This window comes from Mesorhizobium atlanticum (assembly GCF_003289965.1).
Lineage (GTDB): Bacteria > Pseudomonadota > Alphaproteobacteria > Rhizobiales > Rhizobiaceae > Mesorhizobium > Mesorhizobium atlanticum.
On record NZ_QMBQ01000003.1, the window covers coordinates 600101 to 615586 of the forward strand.

Below are 15486 nucleotides of genomic sequence, written 5' to 3' on the forward strand. Positions count from 1 at the left end.
TGCATCATGCTCGATTTCCGGTTGAAATTCCAGAGCCGACTATCTGATTGGCAAAGTGCTGCTCTTTAAGCAAGCTTTCGGGGCGCAAAGCGGTGGCTAGATCAGCAGCAGGCCCTTCATCGAGGCGTTGCCCTTGCGGCCGATGATGATGTGGTCGTGCACGGCGATTCCGAGGGGCTTCGCCGTATCGATGATCTGCTTGGTCATCTCGATGTCAGCGCGGGACGGTGTGGGGTCGCCCGAGGGGTGATTGTGGACCAGGATGACGGCGCTGGCGGAGAGTTCGAGCGCGCGCTTCACCACCTCGCGCGGATAGACCGGCGTGTGGTCGACGGTGCCGGTCTGCTGCACCTCGTCGGCGATCAGCCCGTTCTTCTTGTCGAGGAACAGGATGCGGAACTGCTCGCGGGTCTCGAAGGCCATGGCGGAGCGGCAATAGTCGAGCAGCTGCGTCCAGTTGGACAGGACTTCGCGACCGCGCACCTCGCCACGCGCCATACGCTGCGCGGTTGCGGCGATGACTTTTAGATCGATTGCGACAGTCGGCCCGATGCCTTTGACTTCCTCGAGCAAGGATGCCGGCGCGCCGAGCACTTCGGCCAGCGAGCCGAAGCGGGCGATCAGCGCCTTGGCGATCGGCTTGGTGTCGACGCGCGGGATCAGCCGGAACAGCAGAAGCTCGAGCAGTTCGTAGTCTGGCAGGGCGTCCGGCCCGCCGGATGCAAAGCGTTCGCGGAGACGATCGCGATGGCCGTGATAGTGCGGCTTTTCTTCCGCCGCTGCTTTCTTCTGCGGCGGCTCGATCCAGGCTTCTGAAAAGAACGCCCGCTCGTTGTCCTCTTTCCCCATAGGCCGCCCACATTCCTCCGAACAGATCGGGGCAGACACTAGAACATGATTCCAAAGGGGGAAACCGGCCGTTAAACGAGAAATCGGCAGATGTCGGCCAGTTTCGATCGCTCCGGTCCTTGTCACCTTGCCGAACTTGCTGTTCGCGTCAGGCACTGCAACAACCGGCGCGAAGGTGGCGCTTTTAAGCGCAAATTGTCTAAAATTGCGCGTTTTGTCTGTGGTGCCGTCGCCCGGATCGCTGGGACGTAGTTTAAAATTCTACTCGTCTAAGTGGAAAAACTGGCGAAGAGGTGTCGTCATCGTGACGCCGACGGTTCCGCATTTCAAGGTTGAACCCAAGGGGGGCGGGGAGGTCGGCGGGCCGACCGCGGCGACACATGGCGTGCACGAATACAGGCGCGCGCAAAGTTCCTTGCACGTCCATCCCGATGTCACTGTTGTCAAATCGAGCGAAGGCCTTGGCTGGACCGATGTCTACGCCGCTGTGACCGATGAGCGGCCTCACTTGGCAATCCGCAAGGCCATCCCGGATGTGTGGTTCGCATCGACCCTGACCGGCATCGACTTGCGCCGTTCGGTTGGAGGAGAGCAGTACCATGGCGTGCTGCCGTCGAATCTCGTCACGATAACGCCTGGGGGCATGGCCGTGCGCGATGAAATCGCAGCACCGGCCACGGCCTTGCACGTCTATCTCAAGAACGAGGTGATGCAGGAGGTCGCCGACGACCTTTTTGCGACGCACCGTTCGGATCGAGCGATCATACCCGCATTCGCCACCGAGGACCGGATGCTTTACTTGCTGATGCACGCGATCAGGGCCGCGCTCGACGAGCCACCTCGGAGCAATATGCTGAAGGCAGAGCATCTGGCAAGGGCGCTTGCCTCACACATTCTGCAGCTTCATTCAACGGACGGCACAACCCGAACACGCGTTTCAGAGAAGCTTGGATCGAACCAGCTTCGGCTTGTGGTTGACTATATCGAAGCCAATCTTGGTGGCGAAATAAGTGTCAAGGAACTGGCCGCGATTGCCGGGCTCAGCCGCGAGCAGTTCTTCCGCCGCTTCAAGGCTTCGATGCGGATGACACCTCATCGCTACCTGATGACAGCGCGGATCGAACGGGCGAGGTCCTATCTTGCCGATCCGAGGCTTGAACTTGTCTCGATCGCGCTGATGTGCGGCTTTTCAAGCCAGGCGCATTTCGGCACCGTCTTCAGGCGGTTCATGGGAATGTCGCCCGCCTGCTACAGGCGATCGATCGCTTGACGGTCGTGCCGTGCCGATCGCGGGCCGGGGCTTGTTCCCTGTTCGTCCGTTTTTGATATCCGTGACACCAATTTGAGAGAAATCCGACGTGCTTGTCGGGTATCTGCACAAGGACGTGGAACACGATCCTTGGCCTGTACGCGCCACCTCTGGTTGGCTGCGGGCGGCACAAGTCGAATGCCTGGGGCGGCCGCTGGGGTGGCAAAATCGCATTTTGTTCGTGCCTGACCTCAACCGTTGGAGTGATAAGGAGATGTCATGCCAGGACGGGCACTTGCCCGCTCGGTCCAGACGGTGGTGGACTTTGAGCTGCAGGACGCGGACGGCTTAGCGCAACTCATCAGTCAACGCTTTTCGCCAGTGAGGATCGAACCGGTCCGGGCTGACGATCGGTTCAATATGTCCGGGACGTACGGCCGCGTTGCCGGCATCGATTTCAGCCGTAGCCGGGTCCGGGGCGAGTTCAAAGTGTTTCCCAAACGACTCCATGACGGCGTCTTCTTCATCTTTCCGACGGCGGGCAGCCTTGTTTTCCATCAAAGCAGCGGCAGCTTCGCGAGCTCGCCCACCGTTGCCGTCGCTGCCGAAGGGACAGCAAGCCGATCCGTGGAATTCCTCGGCGACAGCGCATTTTGCGGCGTGGTGATTGAACGGCCGCTGCTGGCAGCACGCTTGTCGGCGCTGCTTGGCCATCCGGTAGTCGAGAAGCCGGTCTTTCAGCCTGACATGGATATGGCATCCAGCAGCGCGCGTGCGCTCAGCTCTCTGGTGATATGCATCACAAGTCCGGAATTCGGGCCTCAGCTCAACCAGGCGAGCCTCACCGCCGAGCGGATTCGCGAAGTGCTTGTCGACCTCGTGCTCGAAAGCTGGCCGAACAACTATTCGGAGATTTTGAGACGGCCGCCACCGATGATCGCGCCCCAGCATGTGAAGCTCGCCATGGATTTCATCCATGACCACGCGCAATTGCTTCCGAGCGGAACGGAACTTGCCGCCTTGTCGGGCGTCAGTCTCCGGGCCCTGCAGATGGGTTTTCGCCGTTTCGCGGGCATCTCGATCGGCGCCTATCAACGTCAGGTCAGGCTTGAGCGGGCGCGCGCCGATCTTCTGACCGACCCGGCGTCGGTCGAGGAGATTGCCTTGCGCTGGGGTTTCACCAACGCGGGCCGGTTCAGCCGCTATTTCAAGGCTGCCTATGGGGTTTTCCCGACAGAGTTGATCCGCAGGAAGCTCTGAACGCATTCTCGCGAGCCGCCAATCGAAGAGGTTTGCCCGCCTGCGCAAGACGATCTGTCGTCACGACTCGGGGGTCGAGGATACCAGAGCCGATTGGCACCAAGAGGAGACGCGATCCGGCTGTTTTACGGCGCGATGTTCAGCGATGTGCTTGTGCGAGGCGCATCGAAACTCGCCGGCCGCGGCGCTCTGGGCTGTGAGCGATCGGGTCAGCAGCGACTATCTCACTTGCGTCGTCCGCAGTACTGATGTGGTGACGGTCGCGGCCGGAACGCTTGGCGTGATAGAGCGCCTCGTCGGCGAGTTTCATGGTCTGCTCGAGCGTGTTTTCTGGACGGTGGCGGCCGACACCGATGCTGATCGTAAGATTGATGGTATGCCCGGCGATCACCTTCCCTGATTGCCGCATCGCCTCGCAGAGGCTTTCCGCCGCCCGACCTGCTTCATCGCTCCCCACGGCCGGCAGAAAGGCCCCAAATTCCTCGCCGCCCAGCCGTCCGACCAGTGCCTCGGGCGGCAGGGCGTCTCTAAGAACTTTGGCGAGGCATTTGAGAGCTTCGTCTCCAACATTGTGCCCATAAGTGTCGTTGATGGATTTGAAGTGATCGGCGTCGATCATCAGGAAAGAGCCGCCGCTCGCCAGCCGTTCGCGTATCTGGTTCAGCAGATAGACGCGGGATAGAGCACCCGTGAGCGGATCGTAGCAGACGCAATTGTCGAGACGATCAATCGTGATAGTGAGCAATCTGAGGATGCTCAGGGCCCCGAGTGCGATAGGGGGCGCGATCAGCAGTGGAATAATCGCCGCCAACGACAGGATACCCCAGAAAGCCTGCAGTGGCAGCGTGGGCACGAAGGCAAGCGCCGTTGCGATCGACAAGACGGGAGCAGCGACCGCTATCGCCGTGATGAGCAAGAGCAGGGCAACGACCTGACGGTTTGATGTGACGCGGAAAATCGAGGGCAGCTTGTCCATGCGGAAAGCGTAGGAAAGCCTCCTTACCCTGGTGGTTTCCGGATTCCGTAAATTTGTAAGCAACCCTTGGTAGCTGTGCACTTTGCAGCGCGATCTGTCTGTACTTGATGCAAAGCGTCTGGCTATGCACCGGTACCAGGCGGATGGAAGTTGTCAGCGACGATCCGGTGCACAAGGCGGAATCGTTGCTCAACTCGCGTAACGCCTTGTTCAACGCGGCATGAATGAACCGAGATTGCCGATTGCGCCGGCACCCTGGTAGCGGTCCGGGAGTTCGCCGGACTTTCTGATGCCAATGCGCGCTACGCAGGCAAACCAGGCCGGTCTAGCATTTTCGGCGACAGCGTGAAGATCTCGCAGCCGGTGTCCGTGACCCCGATCGTGTGTTCGTACTGCGCCGACAGTGAGCGGTCGCGGGTGACCGCGGTCCAGCCGTCCGACAGCACTTTCACATGCGGTCGGCCGAGATTGATCATCGGCTCGACGGTGAAGATCATGCCCGGCCGCATCTCGACGCCTTCATTGACGGTGCCGTAATGCAGGATGTTCGGCGCGTCGTGGAAAAGCTGGCCGACGCCGTGGCCGCAGAAATCGCGCACCACCGAGCAGCGCTCGGCTTCGGCGTAGGTCTGGATCGCGGCGCCGATGGCGCCGGTACGGGCGCCGGGCTTGATCGCAGCGATGCCGCGCATCAGGCATTCATAGGTCACTTCGAGCAGGCGCTCGGCGGCGCGCTTGATGGTGCCCACCGGATACATGCGCGAGGAATCGCCGTGCCAGCCGTCGAGGATATAGGTGACGTCAATGTTGACGATGTCGCCATCCTTCAGCGGTTTGTTGTCGGGAATGCCGTGGCAGACGACATGGTTGATCGAGGTGCAGGACGACTTGGTGTAGCCGCGATAATTGAGCGTTGCCGGCAACGCGCCATGGTCCATGCCGAATTCGAAGACGAAGCGGTCGATGGTTTCCGTCGTCACGCCGGGCTTGACCATTGGCACCAGCTCGTCAAGGCAGCGCGCCGTAAGATCGCACGCCTTGCGCATGCCGGCAAAACCTTCCTCGCCATAGAGGCGGATCTGGCCGGTGTTTCGAAGGGGGGCCGTGGAGGCGTCGAGATAGGTAACCATTTTTATCCGTTTGCCGGCGTTGGCGCCAAAGGGAGCCGAGTGCCAAAATCTGCCCCAGATTTGGCACCGGAAGCCGCAAGGTTCAAGGACGAAGTGCGTTTGCGGCGGCCATTGCGGCTTTCCTTTGGCCATCCCATGGGTTAGGGCGGGTTCTGGTATCCGGAGATCGGCTTGACGGCACCTGAACGCGACAGATCGAAGCTACTGCCGGTAAGGACCGCTTTTGCGGGCCTGATGGCGCTGCTGATGCTCGCGTTGCTGGGCTTTGCCCAGGCCGGAATTTCCGCGTCGGCCGTCTCGCTCCAGGGTGGCTCCAGCATCAGCGCCGCCCGCCAGGGCGATACGATCGCGTTGCTCAGGACCTCCGGCAAGGCGCAGGCGCTCGAGGTTCGGGCCAGCCGGCCGCTTCCCGTAAAGCTCGCCAGCGGTAATCCCGCCGCGCTTGCTCCCGCAGCCGATTTTCTGGTTATCGGCCAGCCGTTGCCAGCCGAAATGGGCATCACGCCCGTATCGGCGAGCGCAACCGGCTCGCGCGCCAACCAGCCACGCGCACCGCCCGCCGCATAAGCCCCTGGCCGCTGAGCGCGGCATTCAAACCAAAACACTCCTTCGCGTCGCGATCAGGCGACGGCCGCCGGCCGTCCGCCGGTCGCGCGCGCATCAATTCGGATTTTCTTCAATGCAACGCATCAAGACATTCAAGACACTCACCCGTGCGGCCGCCGCAGCCTCCTTTCTGGCGATTCAGGCGGTGATCTGCATCGGCACCGTCTACTGGGCCGTTGCCGCTACCCTTCGTATGGAAGGAACGGCGGCGATCGTGCTCGGCGCCATCTTCGCACTGCCGTCCGCCTATGTGCTGATGGTGGTCACCCGCATGGCCTATGACGCGGAGACGGACCCGGCCAATCAGTAGCGCCGACGACGTGGGAAAAGAGCAAGGGCAGGGCGGCGCGGGTTGTGTCGCCCTGTCATCTGGCCTGCGCGGATTGGCCGGGCGCCGGCCCGACGCATGTGTGAACCGATTGTTGACCGCACTGAGGTCACATTCCTGAGTCAGAAGGCCGCCAAAGCAACTTTTCACATCGAGCGGCGTTGCTGGGGCTGCGCCAGTTCGGGAGACAGGGAATGGACAGACTGCAATTTGAGGTGCCGGTGCGCATCGCGCCCGCGCCCGGCCTGCCGGTCGAGGAAATCTACAGTGTCGAGCAGGCGCTCGATTTCCTGCAGGATTGGCCGAAGCGCCGGCAGGGCAAGATCTACGAAGCCGCCTTCAATGCCTGCTTCGGGGCGACGGTCGACGTGGCCAGCACCGAGGAAGCATGCCGGGCGTTTGCAACCTTCTGCCGCGTCAGCGGATTGCTGGCGAGGGACGCGATGTTTCCCGGCAAGCGTAGGGCAGGGACGCATCGCGAGGCGCGCGCCTGAGTCTTTGTTTCGTCCAGATCGTTCCCCCGAGACCGTGTCATCGGGCGACATGCACAAGGCCCTGACCGCAATCGGTTCAGCCGCCGAACGACACGCCCCGATAGCGCATTCCCACCTGCACGCCGCGCACGATCACGCGCGACAGGATCTCCATATCCAGCGGCATTTGCGGACGCCACACGTCGAGCAGAAGAGCGACGCGCGGCTGATCCGAGTTGTTCATGACTTCGTGCTCGAACGTGTCGTCCCAGAGCATGCATTCGCCATCGGCGATGCGCCTTTCCTCATGGTTGATCATCATGATCGTCGCCGGGCGGCCGTCCGGCTGTTTGGGAATGACGAGGCCGAGGTGAAAGCGCATGATGCCGCGAAATGGTCCGCGGTGCGGCGGGATGTGCTTGTGCGGGGCGAGGAAGGAGACGGCCGCCGACTTGACTTCGGGGCATTCGGTGAGCAGCCGGCTCAAAACCGGCATGCGCGCGAGATTCTCCGGCACTGTCATGTCATAGGCCTTGAGCACGAACATGCGCCAGTCGAGACCGTCATTGGCTGAGATATCGGCCTGCTCCGGCATGATGTCGTGAAAACGCGGCGCTTTGTTCAGCTTTGCCGCGAGTGCTTCATCGCGGATGTCCTGCCAGGCGGCGGCGAACTTCGCGGCATTGGGAAAATGCGTGCCGGCGTCAAGAATGGCCGGCGCATCTATGCGCTTTTCATAGATACGGCGAACCAGGTTGGTTCCGAGATCGTAGGCGCCTGACATCTCATTACCTCAACGAGGCTGTTATATAGTGGGATATTGTTTGCGGCCACGGCTCACGGGAATTTGTATGGTTGTCAACAGGCGGAGCCTCCCCTGCCTTTCAAGCGTCGCTCGCTGCATCGTGACCGCGCCACCGTTGCGGGGCGGCGTCGCCAGGTGCGAGTTTGGCGATACGATGCTTTGCGAGGATGCCACCATGCCCAGGATAGCGTTTTGCGCGGCAGCGATGATCGTTGCCGCCACGAATTTCGCCGATGCGAGGCCCGACACACGCGAGATGACTTGCGCGCAGACCCAGGCGCTGATCCAGAGCCGGCATGCGGTGGTGCTGACCACCGGGGCGAACACCTATGAGCGCTATGTCCGCCAGTTCGGCAATGAGTGCGATGCTCCCTATGTGCCAATGGTCGACTATATTCCGGCCAGTGACGGTCGGTGCATGGTCTACCGGTGCGAAGAGCCGGCGCCGATGGTTCCGGATTGATCTGCGCTCGCCGCTTCGCTCTGCCCGATGCCTGCTTTTTTGGAGCGTCAACGTGACCTGGCGAGGGCGGCGGCATTCCATTTCCGGCACAAGGCGCCCGTTGCCTCTCACTTGACCTTCTTAATCTCCGGGCCTGCCGACTGGTTGGTCACCGGAGCCGGGGTGCAATCCTGCCCCTTGCACTCCAGGGCGGGATCGTCCTTTGGCGGCAGGCAGTTCTGTCCCTGGCAATGAACGGGCGGCTGCGCTGCGTCGCCGTTCGACCGGACAGGCTGATCCTCGGCGAGGACGGGCTGCAACCCAGCCAGGCCGGTCATTGCCGCGCATAAGAGCGCTATGCGAAGCAGGTTCATCCGCATGGCGAAGGAGAACTCTACACCGTCTGATCGCTGCCGCCATGCGTCACCCAACAACGCCGTTAATGACGCGTTTCGGCGCGGGGAGCGCGAGGTGCCGGATTTGCAGCTGTTCAGGGGAGACAAGACTGGTACGCCCAAGGGGAATCGAACCCCTGTTACCGCCGTGAAAGGGCGGTGTCCTAACCGCTAGACGATGGGCGCGCTCAGACGAAGCGGCTTATAATTGCCTTGTTGCCAACCGGCAACCCATCTGCCGCCACATGCGACAACTTTTTTCGCGGCGCCGTGAAGCGCGTGGCTTTGGGCGAAAAAGTGGCTCGTGTGCGCGAACGCAGCCGAGGGGCCGGCGGGCTCAACCGTCCTCCCCACCGCCGCTGCGGCGACGGCAGCGCCAGTTCCAGTCGCGCTCGGGGCCGACGTCGATATGGACGGATTCGGTGTGGCAGTAGGTGCCGACGCCGCCGCGGCCGGGCATCGAGCGGACATAGCTCGCCAACTCCCACTTCGAGACGCCGGGCAACTGGATGTCTGCGGCGGCGCAGTACATGTGCAGCGAGTTCTTGGCGCCGTTGGCGCGGCGGTTGCGCGAGGGGTCGCGGTAGCCGGAGGTGACGATCATCTTGCGGCCGAAATGGCCCTCGATCGTTTTCAGCACCCGCACAAGCGACGGCTTGAGGCAGGCTACGTCGACGCTTTCGTTCTGCTTCAGAAGGCCGTTGGGCGCGAGCCTTGCCATGCCGGCGGCCGAGGCCACCTGGTAGGAACCGCCGCCGCCCTCATCCTCGTTCAGGTCGACATCGCTCTCGTCGTCAATGCCGGACTTGCGCTTGATCTCGAACAGCGCGGTCTGGCGCACGCCGGGGAGGGCATCGGCGCCGGTGATGTGATAGCTCGGGTCGTCGAGCGAGGCGAGCTGCACCGGTTTTGCGGCCGGTGTCGCAGAGGCCAGCTCAACGATCGGCTTGGCGGGCGCCGGCGCGGCGGTCGCGGTCTTGGCCTGCGCCGCTGGTTGGTCGCCGGAGCGCGAATTGATCAGCGGCGCGGGCGCTGCCGAAGCCGGCGTGGTGCTGAACAGCGAGGCAAACAGGCTCTTCTTCGGCGCGGCGACCTGCGGCTGCGGCGGCTCGCCCGCGGTCACATAGACGCCGTTGCTCATGGCCTGCGTGGTCGCCTGCGCCTTGGAGGCAATGGCGGCGGCATCGCCGGCGGCGACCTGCTGGGCCACGGCTTGCGTCTGTTCCGCCGTTTGCGTCGGCTGAACCAGCGGTTGCGGTGTATTGCCGGCAATCGCGGCGGTGCCCGCGGGCACCGCGACGGCAGGGAAGGCGGCTTGCGGCCGCGTCTCCGGCACATAGGCGACCTTTTCGGGCAAAGGCGTGTCGCCTTCGCCCATCACGGTCGCTGCCGCATCGGTGGTCGCGGATGCGGCCTGAGCCGACGAATCGGCAGTTGTTGCCGTCTTGGCGCCGGCTGTCGCGCTCATTTCGGTGGCGGTTGAATTGTAGGCGGGCGAAACGACCGACATCGTCGGATCGCCGGTCGATGTGCAGGAGGCCAGAAGCACGGAGAAAAGCGCCGCCGCTATGCTGCGACCTTCCCTTCGTGCAAGACGCCAACCTACTGATTTCAAAATAAATTCCCCCTCGGCATCCGGTCGGTCCGTCATCGCCGCGCCACTCCAGCACCGCGCTGCGATAACCCTCCTGTTCCCAACCGGAAACGGGACATGTGTCGAATCTGCAAGCCTCGGATTTATTCTGCGTCTGAAGGCGAATTGAGGCCGTGACACGATTGACGCAACCATTTCGCCCTGTTTTGGCGGCCCGTCAACTCACCAGACATTACAGTCCGTTACACGCGCACCTTGACATAGGTGCCCGGCGCATCTCCCAAGGTTTTCATATGCTTGCCGGGTTTGCGGGCGGGCACGCGGATGTTGTCCTGGTTCTCGATCCAGTGCTGCCAATGCGTCCACCAGGACCCTGGATGCTCATGCGCCGTGGCGAGCCAGGCGTTGAAGTCGCCCACCGGTTTGCCGCCGGTCCAGTACTGATATTTCCGGGCGGCAGGCGGGTTGACGACGCCGGCGATGTGGCCGGAACCCGCCATCACATACTCGACGTCGCCGCCGAAGAACCGTGAGCCCAGGAACACCGAAAGCGCCGGTGCGATGTGGTCTTCCTTCGTGGCAAGGTTGTAGACCGGGATGGTGATGTCGGCCAGCGACACCGTGCGGCCGGCAAGCTCCATCGTGCCGCGCGATAGATTGTTCTCGAGATAGCAGTTGCGCAGATAGAAGGAGTGGTTGGCTGCCGCCATGCGCGTGGAATCGGAATTCCAGTAGAGCAGGTCGAAGGGCAGGGGCTCCTTGCCGCGCATGTAGTTGTTGATGACATAGGGCCAGATCAGGTCGCCCGAGCGCAGCATGTTGAAGGCGGTGGCCATCTTGGTGCCTTCAAGATAGCCCTTCTCACTCATCGAGCGCTCGACGGCGGCGACCTGGTCCTCGTCGACGAAGACCTTGAGGTCGCCGGCATAGGTGAAGTCGACCTGCGTGGTGAAGAAGGTGGCCGATTTGATGCGGTGGTCGCCTTCCTGCGCCAGCAGCGCCAACGCGGCGGCAAGCAGCGTGCCGCCGACGCAATAGCCGATGGCGTTGACTTCCTTCTCGCCGGTCGCCTTCTCCACCATGTCGAGACCGTATTGCAGGCCTTCGCGGATATAGGCTTCCCAACCCTTGGCGCCGTGGCGCTCGTCGGGGTTGATCCAGGAGATGACGAAGACCGTGTGGCCCTGCTCGATCGCCCAGCGGATGAAGGATTTCTGCGGGTTGAGGTCGAGGATGTAGAATTTGTTGATCCATGGCGGGCAGATCAGCAACGGGCGCTTCAGCACCGTTTCCGTCACGGGATCATATTGGATGATCTCGGCGACATCGCTGCGGCCGATGACCTTGCCGGGCGTGGTGGCGATGTTCTTGCCGATTTCGAAGGGCGTATAGTCGGCCTGGCGCAACTTCAGGTCGCCGCGGCCGGCGGCGATATCCTCGGCCAGCATCTTCATGCCGCGCACCAGATTCTCGCCGTTGGAGGCGACAGTCTCGCGAAACAGCTCCGGATTGGTCAGGATGAAGTTCGACGGCGCAATCGCGTTAGACACCTGCTTGACGTAGAAGCTCGCCTTGTGGCGGGTGTGCTCGTCCAGGCCCTCGGCGTGCTCCACGAGCTCGTTCGCCCAGCGCGAGGTGACGAGATAGGCCTGCTTGAGGAAATCGAAGAAGGCGTTGCGGCCCCATTCCGGGTCCTGGAAGCGCTTGTCGCCGCGCTCGGGCTGAACCGCGTCCGGAGGCGCCTCGGTGTTGGGGTTGACCTTCTGGATGGCGTTCGCCCACACAGTCATATAGCCGGCGAACAGACGCGTCTGCGCTTCGAGCGCGCGCTGCGGGTCGCCAAGCCAGTACTCCGAGAGCTTGGAGAAGGTCTTGACCATGTCGACGACGGGCTCGGCGACGTGATCGCGTACCTCACCCTTCTCGCGCGGCTCGGTCCAGGCGGAAGCCGCCTTGCCGGCCTGCTCGATCATGCGCGCCATGTTCAAGGCGAAGCGCTCGGGATCCTTCACCAGATATTGCTCGATGGCGGAAGGTCCGCCATTTTCCGCTTTGTCCGAATCGTCAGGTTTGGACATGGTCCGCGGGGTTCCTCCCGGAGCGTTTTCTTGACATATTACCATGGGACATCTGACCGGGTCCAATTCGCTGTAACCCGGCTGCCAGGAAAACAATATGACGATTAATGTTGGCGGGACTTTTTTTCTCAGGCCGGGTTCGATCTCCCGCAAGGCGGTCCTGGCCGGGTTGGTCGGCGTGCTGTTGCCCGCCGGCGGCTGCACGAGCACCAGCCCGAGCAATACGGCGCCGATGGCCGTGACCGAGGGGCCGAAAGACACCGGCTCTTACCCGAACCTCAACATCCCGCCGCAGGTGGCCGCCAAGCAGCTCACCAAGGAGGAGACCGCGGCGAACCTCGCCAAGCTCAAGGCCGAGCAGCAGGCACAGAATGCCAAGGGCGGCAGCGTCAAGGCGCCGACGAATTCCGCGGCGCTGAAGACGCTTGCCAAGACGCATGGCGACGACACGCTGAAACAGATCGAGGGCAAATGCGACCCGACCCTCGACCCTAACTGCAATTAGGTTTATATCGCGCGCCGAAAGCGCCATCTTCGATCGTCTGGAACTCCAATGGAAGAATTTCACAAGGTCCGCCGGCTTCCGCCTTACGTGTTCGAGCAGGTCAACCGGCTGAAGGCCAGCGCCCGTTCGCGCGGCGCCGACATCATCGACCTTGGCATGGGCAATCCGGACCTGCCGACGCCGAAAGCCATCGTCGACAAATTGTGCGAGGTGGTGCGCGATCCGCGCACGCATCGCTATTCGTCCTCGCGCGGCATTCCGGGCCTGCGCCGCGCCCAAGCCAATTACTATGCCCGCCGCTTCGGCGTGAAGCTCAACCCCGACACGCAAGTGGTGGCGACGCTGGGTTCGAAGGAAGGCTTCGCCAACATGGCGCAGGCGATCACCGCGCCCGGCGACGTCATCCTGTGCCCCAACCCGACCTACCCGATCCATGCCTTCGGTTTCATCATGTCGGGCGGCGTCATCCGCTCGCTGCAGGTCGAGCCCGATGACGGCTTCATCCCGGCGGTCGAGCGCGGTATCCGCCATTCGATCCCGAAGCCGCTGGCGCTGATCCTCAACTATCCGTCGAACCCGACGGCGTTGGTCGCCTCGCTCGACTTCTACAAGGACGTGGTCGCCTTCGCGAAGAAGAACGACATCATCATCCTGTCCGATCTTGCCTATTCCGAGATTTATTTCGACGGCAATCCGCCGCCTTCGGTGCTGCAGGTGCCGGGTGCGATGGATATTTGCGTCGAGTTCACCTCGATGTCGAAGACCTTCTCCATGCCGGGCTGGCGCATGGGCTTCGCTGTCGGCAACGAGCGACTGATCGCGGCGCTGACACGCGTGAAGTCCTATCTCGACTATGGCGCGTTCACACCGATCCAGGTGGCGGCCGCGCATGCGCTGAACGGCGACGGCTCGGACATCGAGGAGGTGCGCGAGGTCTACCACAAGCGGCGCGACGTGATGGTCGATTCCTTCGGTCGCGCCGGCTGGACCATTCCCGCGCCCGCGGCCTCGATGTTCGCCTGGGCGCCGATCCCGGAACAGTTCCGCCATCTCGGCTCGCTCGAATTCTCCAAGCTGCTCATCGAGCATGCGGATGTCGCGGTGGCGCCGGGTGTCGGCTTCGGCGAGCACGGCGACGATTATGTGCGCGTGGCGCTGGTCGAGAACGAGCACCGGATCCGTCAGGCCGCGCGCAACATCAAGCGCTTCCTGGCATCGACCGCCAAGCAGCCCAACAATGTGGTGCCGCTCGCCGCTCGGCGCTGAGTCTGCCTTATATCTATGGAATCTTTGAGGGGCGTCGCCGGACATGGCTGAAGCGTTGCGTGTTGGAATTGCCGGCCTCGGCACGGTTGGCGCCTCGGTGGCGCGCGTGCTGCGCGACAAGGCGGCGGAGCTCACCCGCCAATGCGGCCGCGACATCGTCGTGACGGCCGTTTCCGCCCGCGATCAGAAACGCGACCGCGGCATCGATCTCAGCGCCACGAAATGGTTCGACGATCCGGTCAAGCTGGCCGAAAAGGCCGACATCGACGTCTTTGTCGAACTGATCGGTGGCGACGAAGGGCCGGCGCGGCTGGCGGTGAAGGCGGCGCTCGAGGCGGGCCGGCATGTCGTTACCGCCAACAAGGCCCTGCTTGCCAAGCATGGCGTGGCGCTTGCCGAGATCGCCGAGAAGAAGGGCGTGCTGCTCAATTACGAAGCGGCGGTGGCCGGCGGCATCCCGGTCATCAAGACAATGCGCGAGGCGATGGCCGGCAACGCGGTGACGCGTGTCTTCGGCATCCTCAACGGCACCTGCAACTACATCCTGACCCGCATGGAAGCCGAGGGCATTTCGTTCGATGCCTGCCTGAAGGACGCGCAGCGGCTGGGCTACGCCGAGGCCGATCCGACCTTCGACATCGAAGGCCACGACACGGCGCACAAGCTGTCGATCCTGACCAGCCTTGCCTTCGGCACGAAGATCGCGGCCAACGACATCTATATGGAAGGCATCTCCAACATCACCCAGGCCGACATCCGCGCGGCGGCCGATCTCGGCTACCGCATCAAGCTGCTGGGCGTCGCGCAGCGCACTGACAGCGGCATCGAGCAGCGCGTCCACCCAACCATGGTGCCGACGGCGTCCGTCATCGCGCAGGTGCATGGCGTCACCAATGCGGTGGCGATCGAGACCGACATTCTGGGTGAGCTTCTGCTTTCCGGTCCAGGCGCCGGCGGCAACGCCACCGCCTCGGCGGTGATCGGCGACATTGCCGACATCGCCAAGAGCCGACCCGGCTTCCAGCACGCTCCGGTGTTCGGCTGGCCGGCGAAGGAGTTGAAGCCTTACAAGAAGGCGCAGATGCGCAGCCATGCGGGGGGCTACTTCATCCGCCTTACCGTGCATGACCGCACCGGTGTCTTCGCTGCCATCGCCAAGCGCATGGCCGACAACGACATCTCGCTGGAATCGATTGTACAGCAGGCGGCCGGCACGGAAACGCAGGCGCAGAAGACGGTTATCCTCGTCACGCACGAGACGACGGAAGCGGCAGTGCGCAAGGCGGTCGAAGGCATCACCAAGGACGGTCATCTCACCGACAAGCCGCAAGTGATCCGCATCGAGCGGGCGGAATAAGTCAGGTCCGATTCCGTCTTCAATCGATTGATTTTGCTGTCATTTCGAAAAATGACGGGCCAAGTCTTGCCGTTGTCATGGAGCTTTGCCAGAAGAAGCCCGCCTCTGGCGGGAGGCGGAGCAATTCCGGAGCTCAACCGTTCTGGGATTGCTCGACGCAAACAGCAACGAGG

General features: G+C 62.7%; 16 protein-coding genes and 1 tRNA gene. 9 read left to right on the forward strand and 8 right to left on the reverse strand.

Annotation, left to right across the window (positions count from 1 at the left end; genetic code table 11):
- Nucleotides 1-96: 96 nt before the first annotated feature.
- Entirely contained in the window at nucleotides 97-849 is a 753-nt protein-coding gene (gene radC / locus DPM35_RS12585) for a RadC family protein (RefSeq protein ID WP_112127572.1), read from the reverse strand.
- A 127-nt stretch (nucleotides 850-976) separates the two neighbouring features.
- Between radC and DPM35_RS12590 the strand changes: the two genes are divergently transcribed.
- Both DPM35_RS12590 and DPM35_RS12595 read left to right on the forward strand, forming a co-directional pair.
- The gene (locus tag DPM35_RS12590; protein ID WP_181592000.1) at nucleotides 977-2119 is read left to right on the forward strand and encodes an AraC family transcriptional regulator; all 1143 of its coding nucleotides are present in this window, start codon (nucleotides 977-979) and stop codon (nucleotides 2117-2119) included.
- A 258-nt stretch (nucleotides 2120-2377) separates the two neighbouring features.
- The gene (locus DPM35_RS12595) at nucleotides 2378-3358 is read left to right on the forward strand and encodes an AraC family transcriptional regulator (protein ID WP_112127574.1); all 981 of its coding nucleotides are present in this window, start codon (nucleotides 2378-2380) and stop codon (nucleotides 3356-3358) included.
- 139 nt (nucleotides 3359-3497) lie between these two features.
- Here DPM35_RS12595 and DPM35_RS12600 read toward each other — a convergent pair whose 3' ends face one another.
- Nucleotides 3498-4334: a GGDEF domain-containing protein gene (locus tag DPM35_RS12600; RefSeq protein WP_112127575.1), complete on the reverse strand. Its 837-nt coding sequence runs from the start codon at nucleotides 4332-4334 to the stop codon at nucleotides 3498-3500.
- A gap of 302 nt (nucleotides 4335-4636) precedes the next feature.
- A complete protein-coding gene (gene map / locus DPM35_RS12605) occupies nucleotides 4637-5464 on the reverse strand; it encodes a type I methionyl aminopeptidase (protein ID WP_112127576.1) in 828 nt (275 codons plus the stop codon).
- A gap of 171 nt (nucleotides 5465-5635) precedes the next feature.
- On the opposite strand from map, the gene DPM35_RS12610 reads away from it, so the two are divergent.
- The 3 genes from DPM35_RS12610 to DPM35_RS12620 all read left to right on the forward strand — a co-directional run bounded on the left by DPM35_RS12610 (nucleotide 5636) and on the right by DPM35_RS12620 (nucleotide 6892).
- Nucleotides 5636-6031, forward strand: coding sequence for a hypothetical protein (locus DPM35_RS12610; RefSeq protein ID WP_146767942.1), 396 nt, complete (start codon nucleotides 5636-5638; stop codon nucleotides 6029-6031).
- A gap of 112 nt (nucleotides 6032-6143) precedes the next feature.
- The gene (locus DPM35_RS12615; protein ID WP_112127578.1) at nucleotides 6144-6380 is read left to right on the forward strand and encodes a hypothetical protein; all 237 of its coding nucleotides are present in this window, start codon (nucleotides 6144-6146) and stop codon (nucleotides 6378-6380) included.
- A 212-nt stretch (nucleotides 6381-6592) separates the two neighbouring features.
- On the forward strand, nucleotides 6593-6892 hold the full coding sequence (locus tag DPM35_RS12620; protein WP_112127579.1) for a DUF982 domain-containing protein: 300 nt from the start codon (nucleotides 6593-6595) through the stop codon (nucleotides 6890-6892).
- Between the two features lie 76 nt (nucleotides 6893-6968).
- On the opposite strand, the gene DPM35_RS12625 is transcribed toward DPM35_RS12620, so the two are convergent.
- Nucleotides 6969-7655, reverse strand: coding sequence for an aspartyl/asparaginyl beta-hydroxylase domain-containing protein (locus DPM35_RS12625; RefSeq protein WP_112127580.1), 687 nt, complete (start codon nucleotides 7653-7655; stop codon nucleotides 6969-6971).
- A 196-nt stretch (nucleotides 7656-7851) separates the two neighbouring features.
- Here DPM35_RS12625 and DPM35_RS12630 point away from each other — a divergent pair, with 196 nt between their 5' ends.
- A complete protein-coding gene (locus DPM35_RS12630) occupies nucleotides 7852-8139 on the forward strand; it encodes a hypothetical protein (RefSeq protein ID WP_245431515.1) in 288 nt (95 codons plus the stop codon).
- A 107-nt stretch (nucleotides 8140-8246) separates the two neighbouring features.
- Here DPM35_RS12630 and DPM35_RS12635 read toward each other — a convergent pair whose 3' ends face one another.
- From DPM35_RS12635 to phaC, 4 genes are all read right to left on the reverse strand, one after another.
- Nucleotides 8247-8456 carry a hypothetical protein gene (locus tag DPM35_RS12635; RefSeq protein ID WP_146767943.1) on the reverse strand — a complete coding sequence of 70 codons (210 nt, stop codon included), beginning with the start codon at nucleotides 8454-8456 and terminating at the stop codon, nucleotides 8247-8249.
- 168 nt (nucleotides 8457-8624) lie between these two features.
- Nucleotides 8625-8699: transfer RNA gene (locus DPM35_RS12640), tRNA-Glu, on the reverse strand.
- Between the two features lie 151 nt (nucleotides 8700-8850).
- Nucleotides 8851-10023 (reverse strand): YcbK family protein, encoded by a 1173-nt coding sequence (locus tag DPM35_RS12645; protein ID WP_245431516.1) that lies wholly within the window; start codon nucleotides 10021-10023, stop codon nucleotides 8851-8853.
- A gap of 326 nt (nucleotides 10024-10349) precedes the next feature.
- Nucleotides 10350-12185, reverse strand: coding sequence for a class I poly(R)-hydroxyalkanoic acid synthase (phaC, locus tag DPM35_RS12650; protein ID WP_112127584.1), 1836 nt, complete (start codon nucleotides 12183-12185; stop codon nucleotides 10350-10352).
- 97 nt (nucleotides 12186-12282) lie between these two features.
- On the opposite strand from phaC, the gene DPM35_RS12655 reads away from it, so the two are divergent.
- Genes DPM35_RS12655 through DPM35_RS12665 form a run of 3 tightly spaced genes read left to right on the forward strand, consistent with a single transcriptional unit; the run spans nucleotide 12283 to nucleotide 15313 of the window.
- On the forward strand, nucleotides 12283-12690 hold the full coding sequence (locus DPM35_RS12655) for a hypothetical protein (protein ID WP_181592001.1): 408 nt from the start codon (nucleotides 12283-12285) through the stop codon (nucleotides 12688-12690).
- Nucleotides 12691-12738: 48 nt separating this feature from the next.
- Nucleotides 12739-13956 carry an LL-diaminopimelate aminotransferase gene (locus tag DPM35_RS12660; protein ID WP_112127585.1) on the forward strand — a complete coding sequence of 406 codons (1218 nt, stop codon included), beginning with the start codon at nucleotides 12739-12741 and terminating at the stop codon, nucleotides 13954-13956.
- 43 nt (nucleotides 13957-13999) lie between these two features.
- Complete coding sequence (locus DPM35_RS12665) at nucleotides 14000-15313, forward strand: homoserine dehydrogenase (protein ID WP_112127586.1); 1314 nt, start codon at nucleotides 14000-14002, stop codon at nucleotides 15311-15313.
- Nucleotides 15314-15486 lie beyond the last annotated feature (173 nt).

Bases quoted from the DNA above. Each gene is read 5' to 3' on its own strand.
- radC (WP_112127572.1), bottom strand. From the start codon at position 849: ATGGGGAAAGAGGACAACGAGCGGGCGTTCTTTTCAGAAGCCTGGATC.
- DPM35_RS12595 (WP_112127574.1), top strand. From the start codon at position 2,378: ATGCCAGGACGGGCACTTGCCCGCTCGGTCCAGACGGTGGTGGACTTT.
- DPM35_RS12600 (WP_112127575.1), bottom strand. From the start codon at position 4,334: ATGGACAAGCTGCCCTCGATTTTCCGCGTCACATCAAACCGTCAGGTC.
- map (WP_112127576.1), bottom strand. From the start codon at position 5,464: ATGGTTACCTATCTCGACGCCTCCACGGCCCCCCTTCGAAACACCGGC.
- DPM35_RS12615 (WP_112127578.1), top strand. From the start codon at position 6,144: ATGCAACGCATCAAGACATTCAAGACACTCACCCGTGCGGCCGCCGCA.
- DPM35_RS12620 (WP_112127579.1), top strand. From the start codon at position 6,593: ATGGACAGACTGCAATTTGAGGTGCCGGTGCGCATCGCGCCCGCGCCC.
- DPM35_RS12625 (WP_112127580.1), bottom strand. From the start codon at position 7,655: ATGTCAGGCGCCTACGATCTCGGAACCAACCTGGTTCGCCGTATCTAT.
- DPM35_RS12630 (WP_245431515.1), top strand. From the start codon at position 7,852: ATGCCCAGGATAGCGTTTTGCGCGGCAGCGATGATCGTTGCCGCCACG.
- DPM35_RS12635 (WP_146767943.1), bottom strand. From the start codon at position 8,456: ATGACCGGCCTGGCTGGGTTGCAGCCCGTCCTCGCCGAGGATCAGCCT.
- DPM35_RS12645 (WP_245431516.1), bottom strand. From the start codon at position 10,023: ATGTCGGTCGTTTCGCCCGCCTACAATTCAACCGCCACCGAAATGAGC.
- phaC (WP_112127584.1), bottom strand. From the start codon at position 12,185: ATGTCCAAACCTGACGATTCGGACAAAGCGGAAAATGGCGGACCTTCC.
- DPM35_RS12655 (WP_181592001.1), top strand. From the start codon at position 12,283: ATGACGATTAATGTTGGCGGGACTTTTTTTCTCAGGCCGGGTTCGATC.
- DPM35_RS12660 (WP_112127585.1), top strand. From the start codon at position 12,739: ATGGAAGAATTTCACAAGGTCCGCCGGCTTCCGCCTTACGTGTTCGAG.
- DPM35_RS12665 (WP_112127586.1), top strand. From the start codon at position 14,000: ATGGCTGAAGCGTTGCGTGTTGGAATTGCCGGCCTCGGCACGGTTGGC.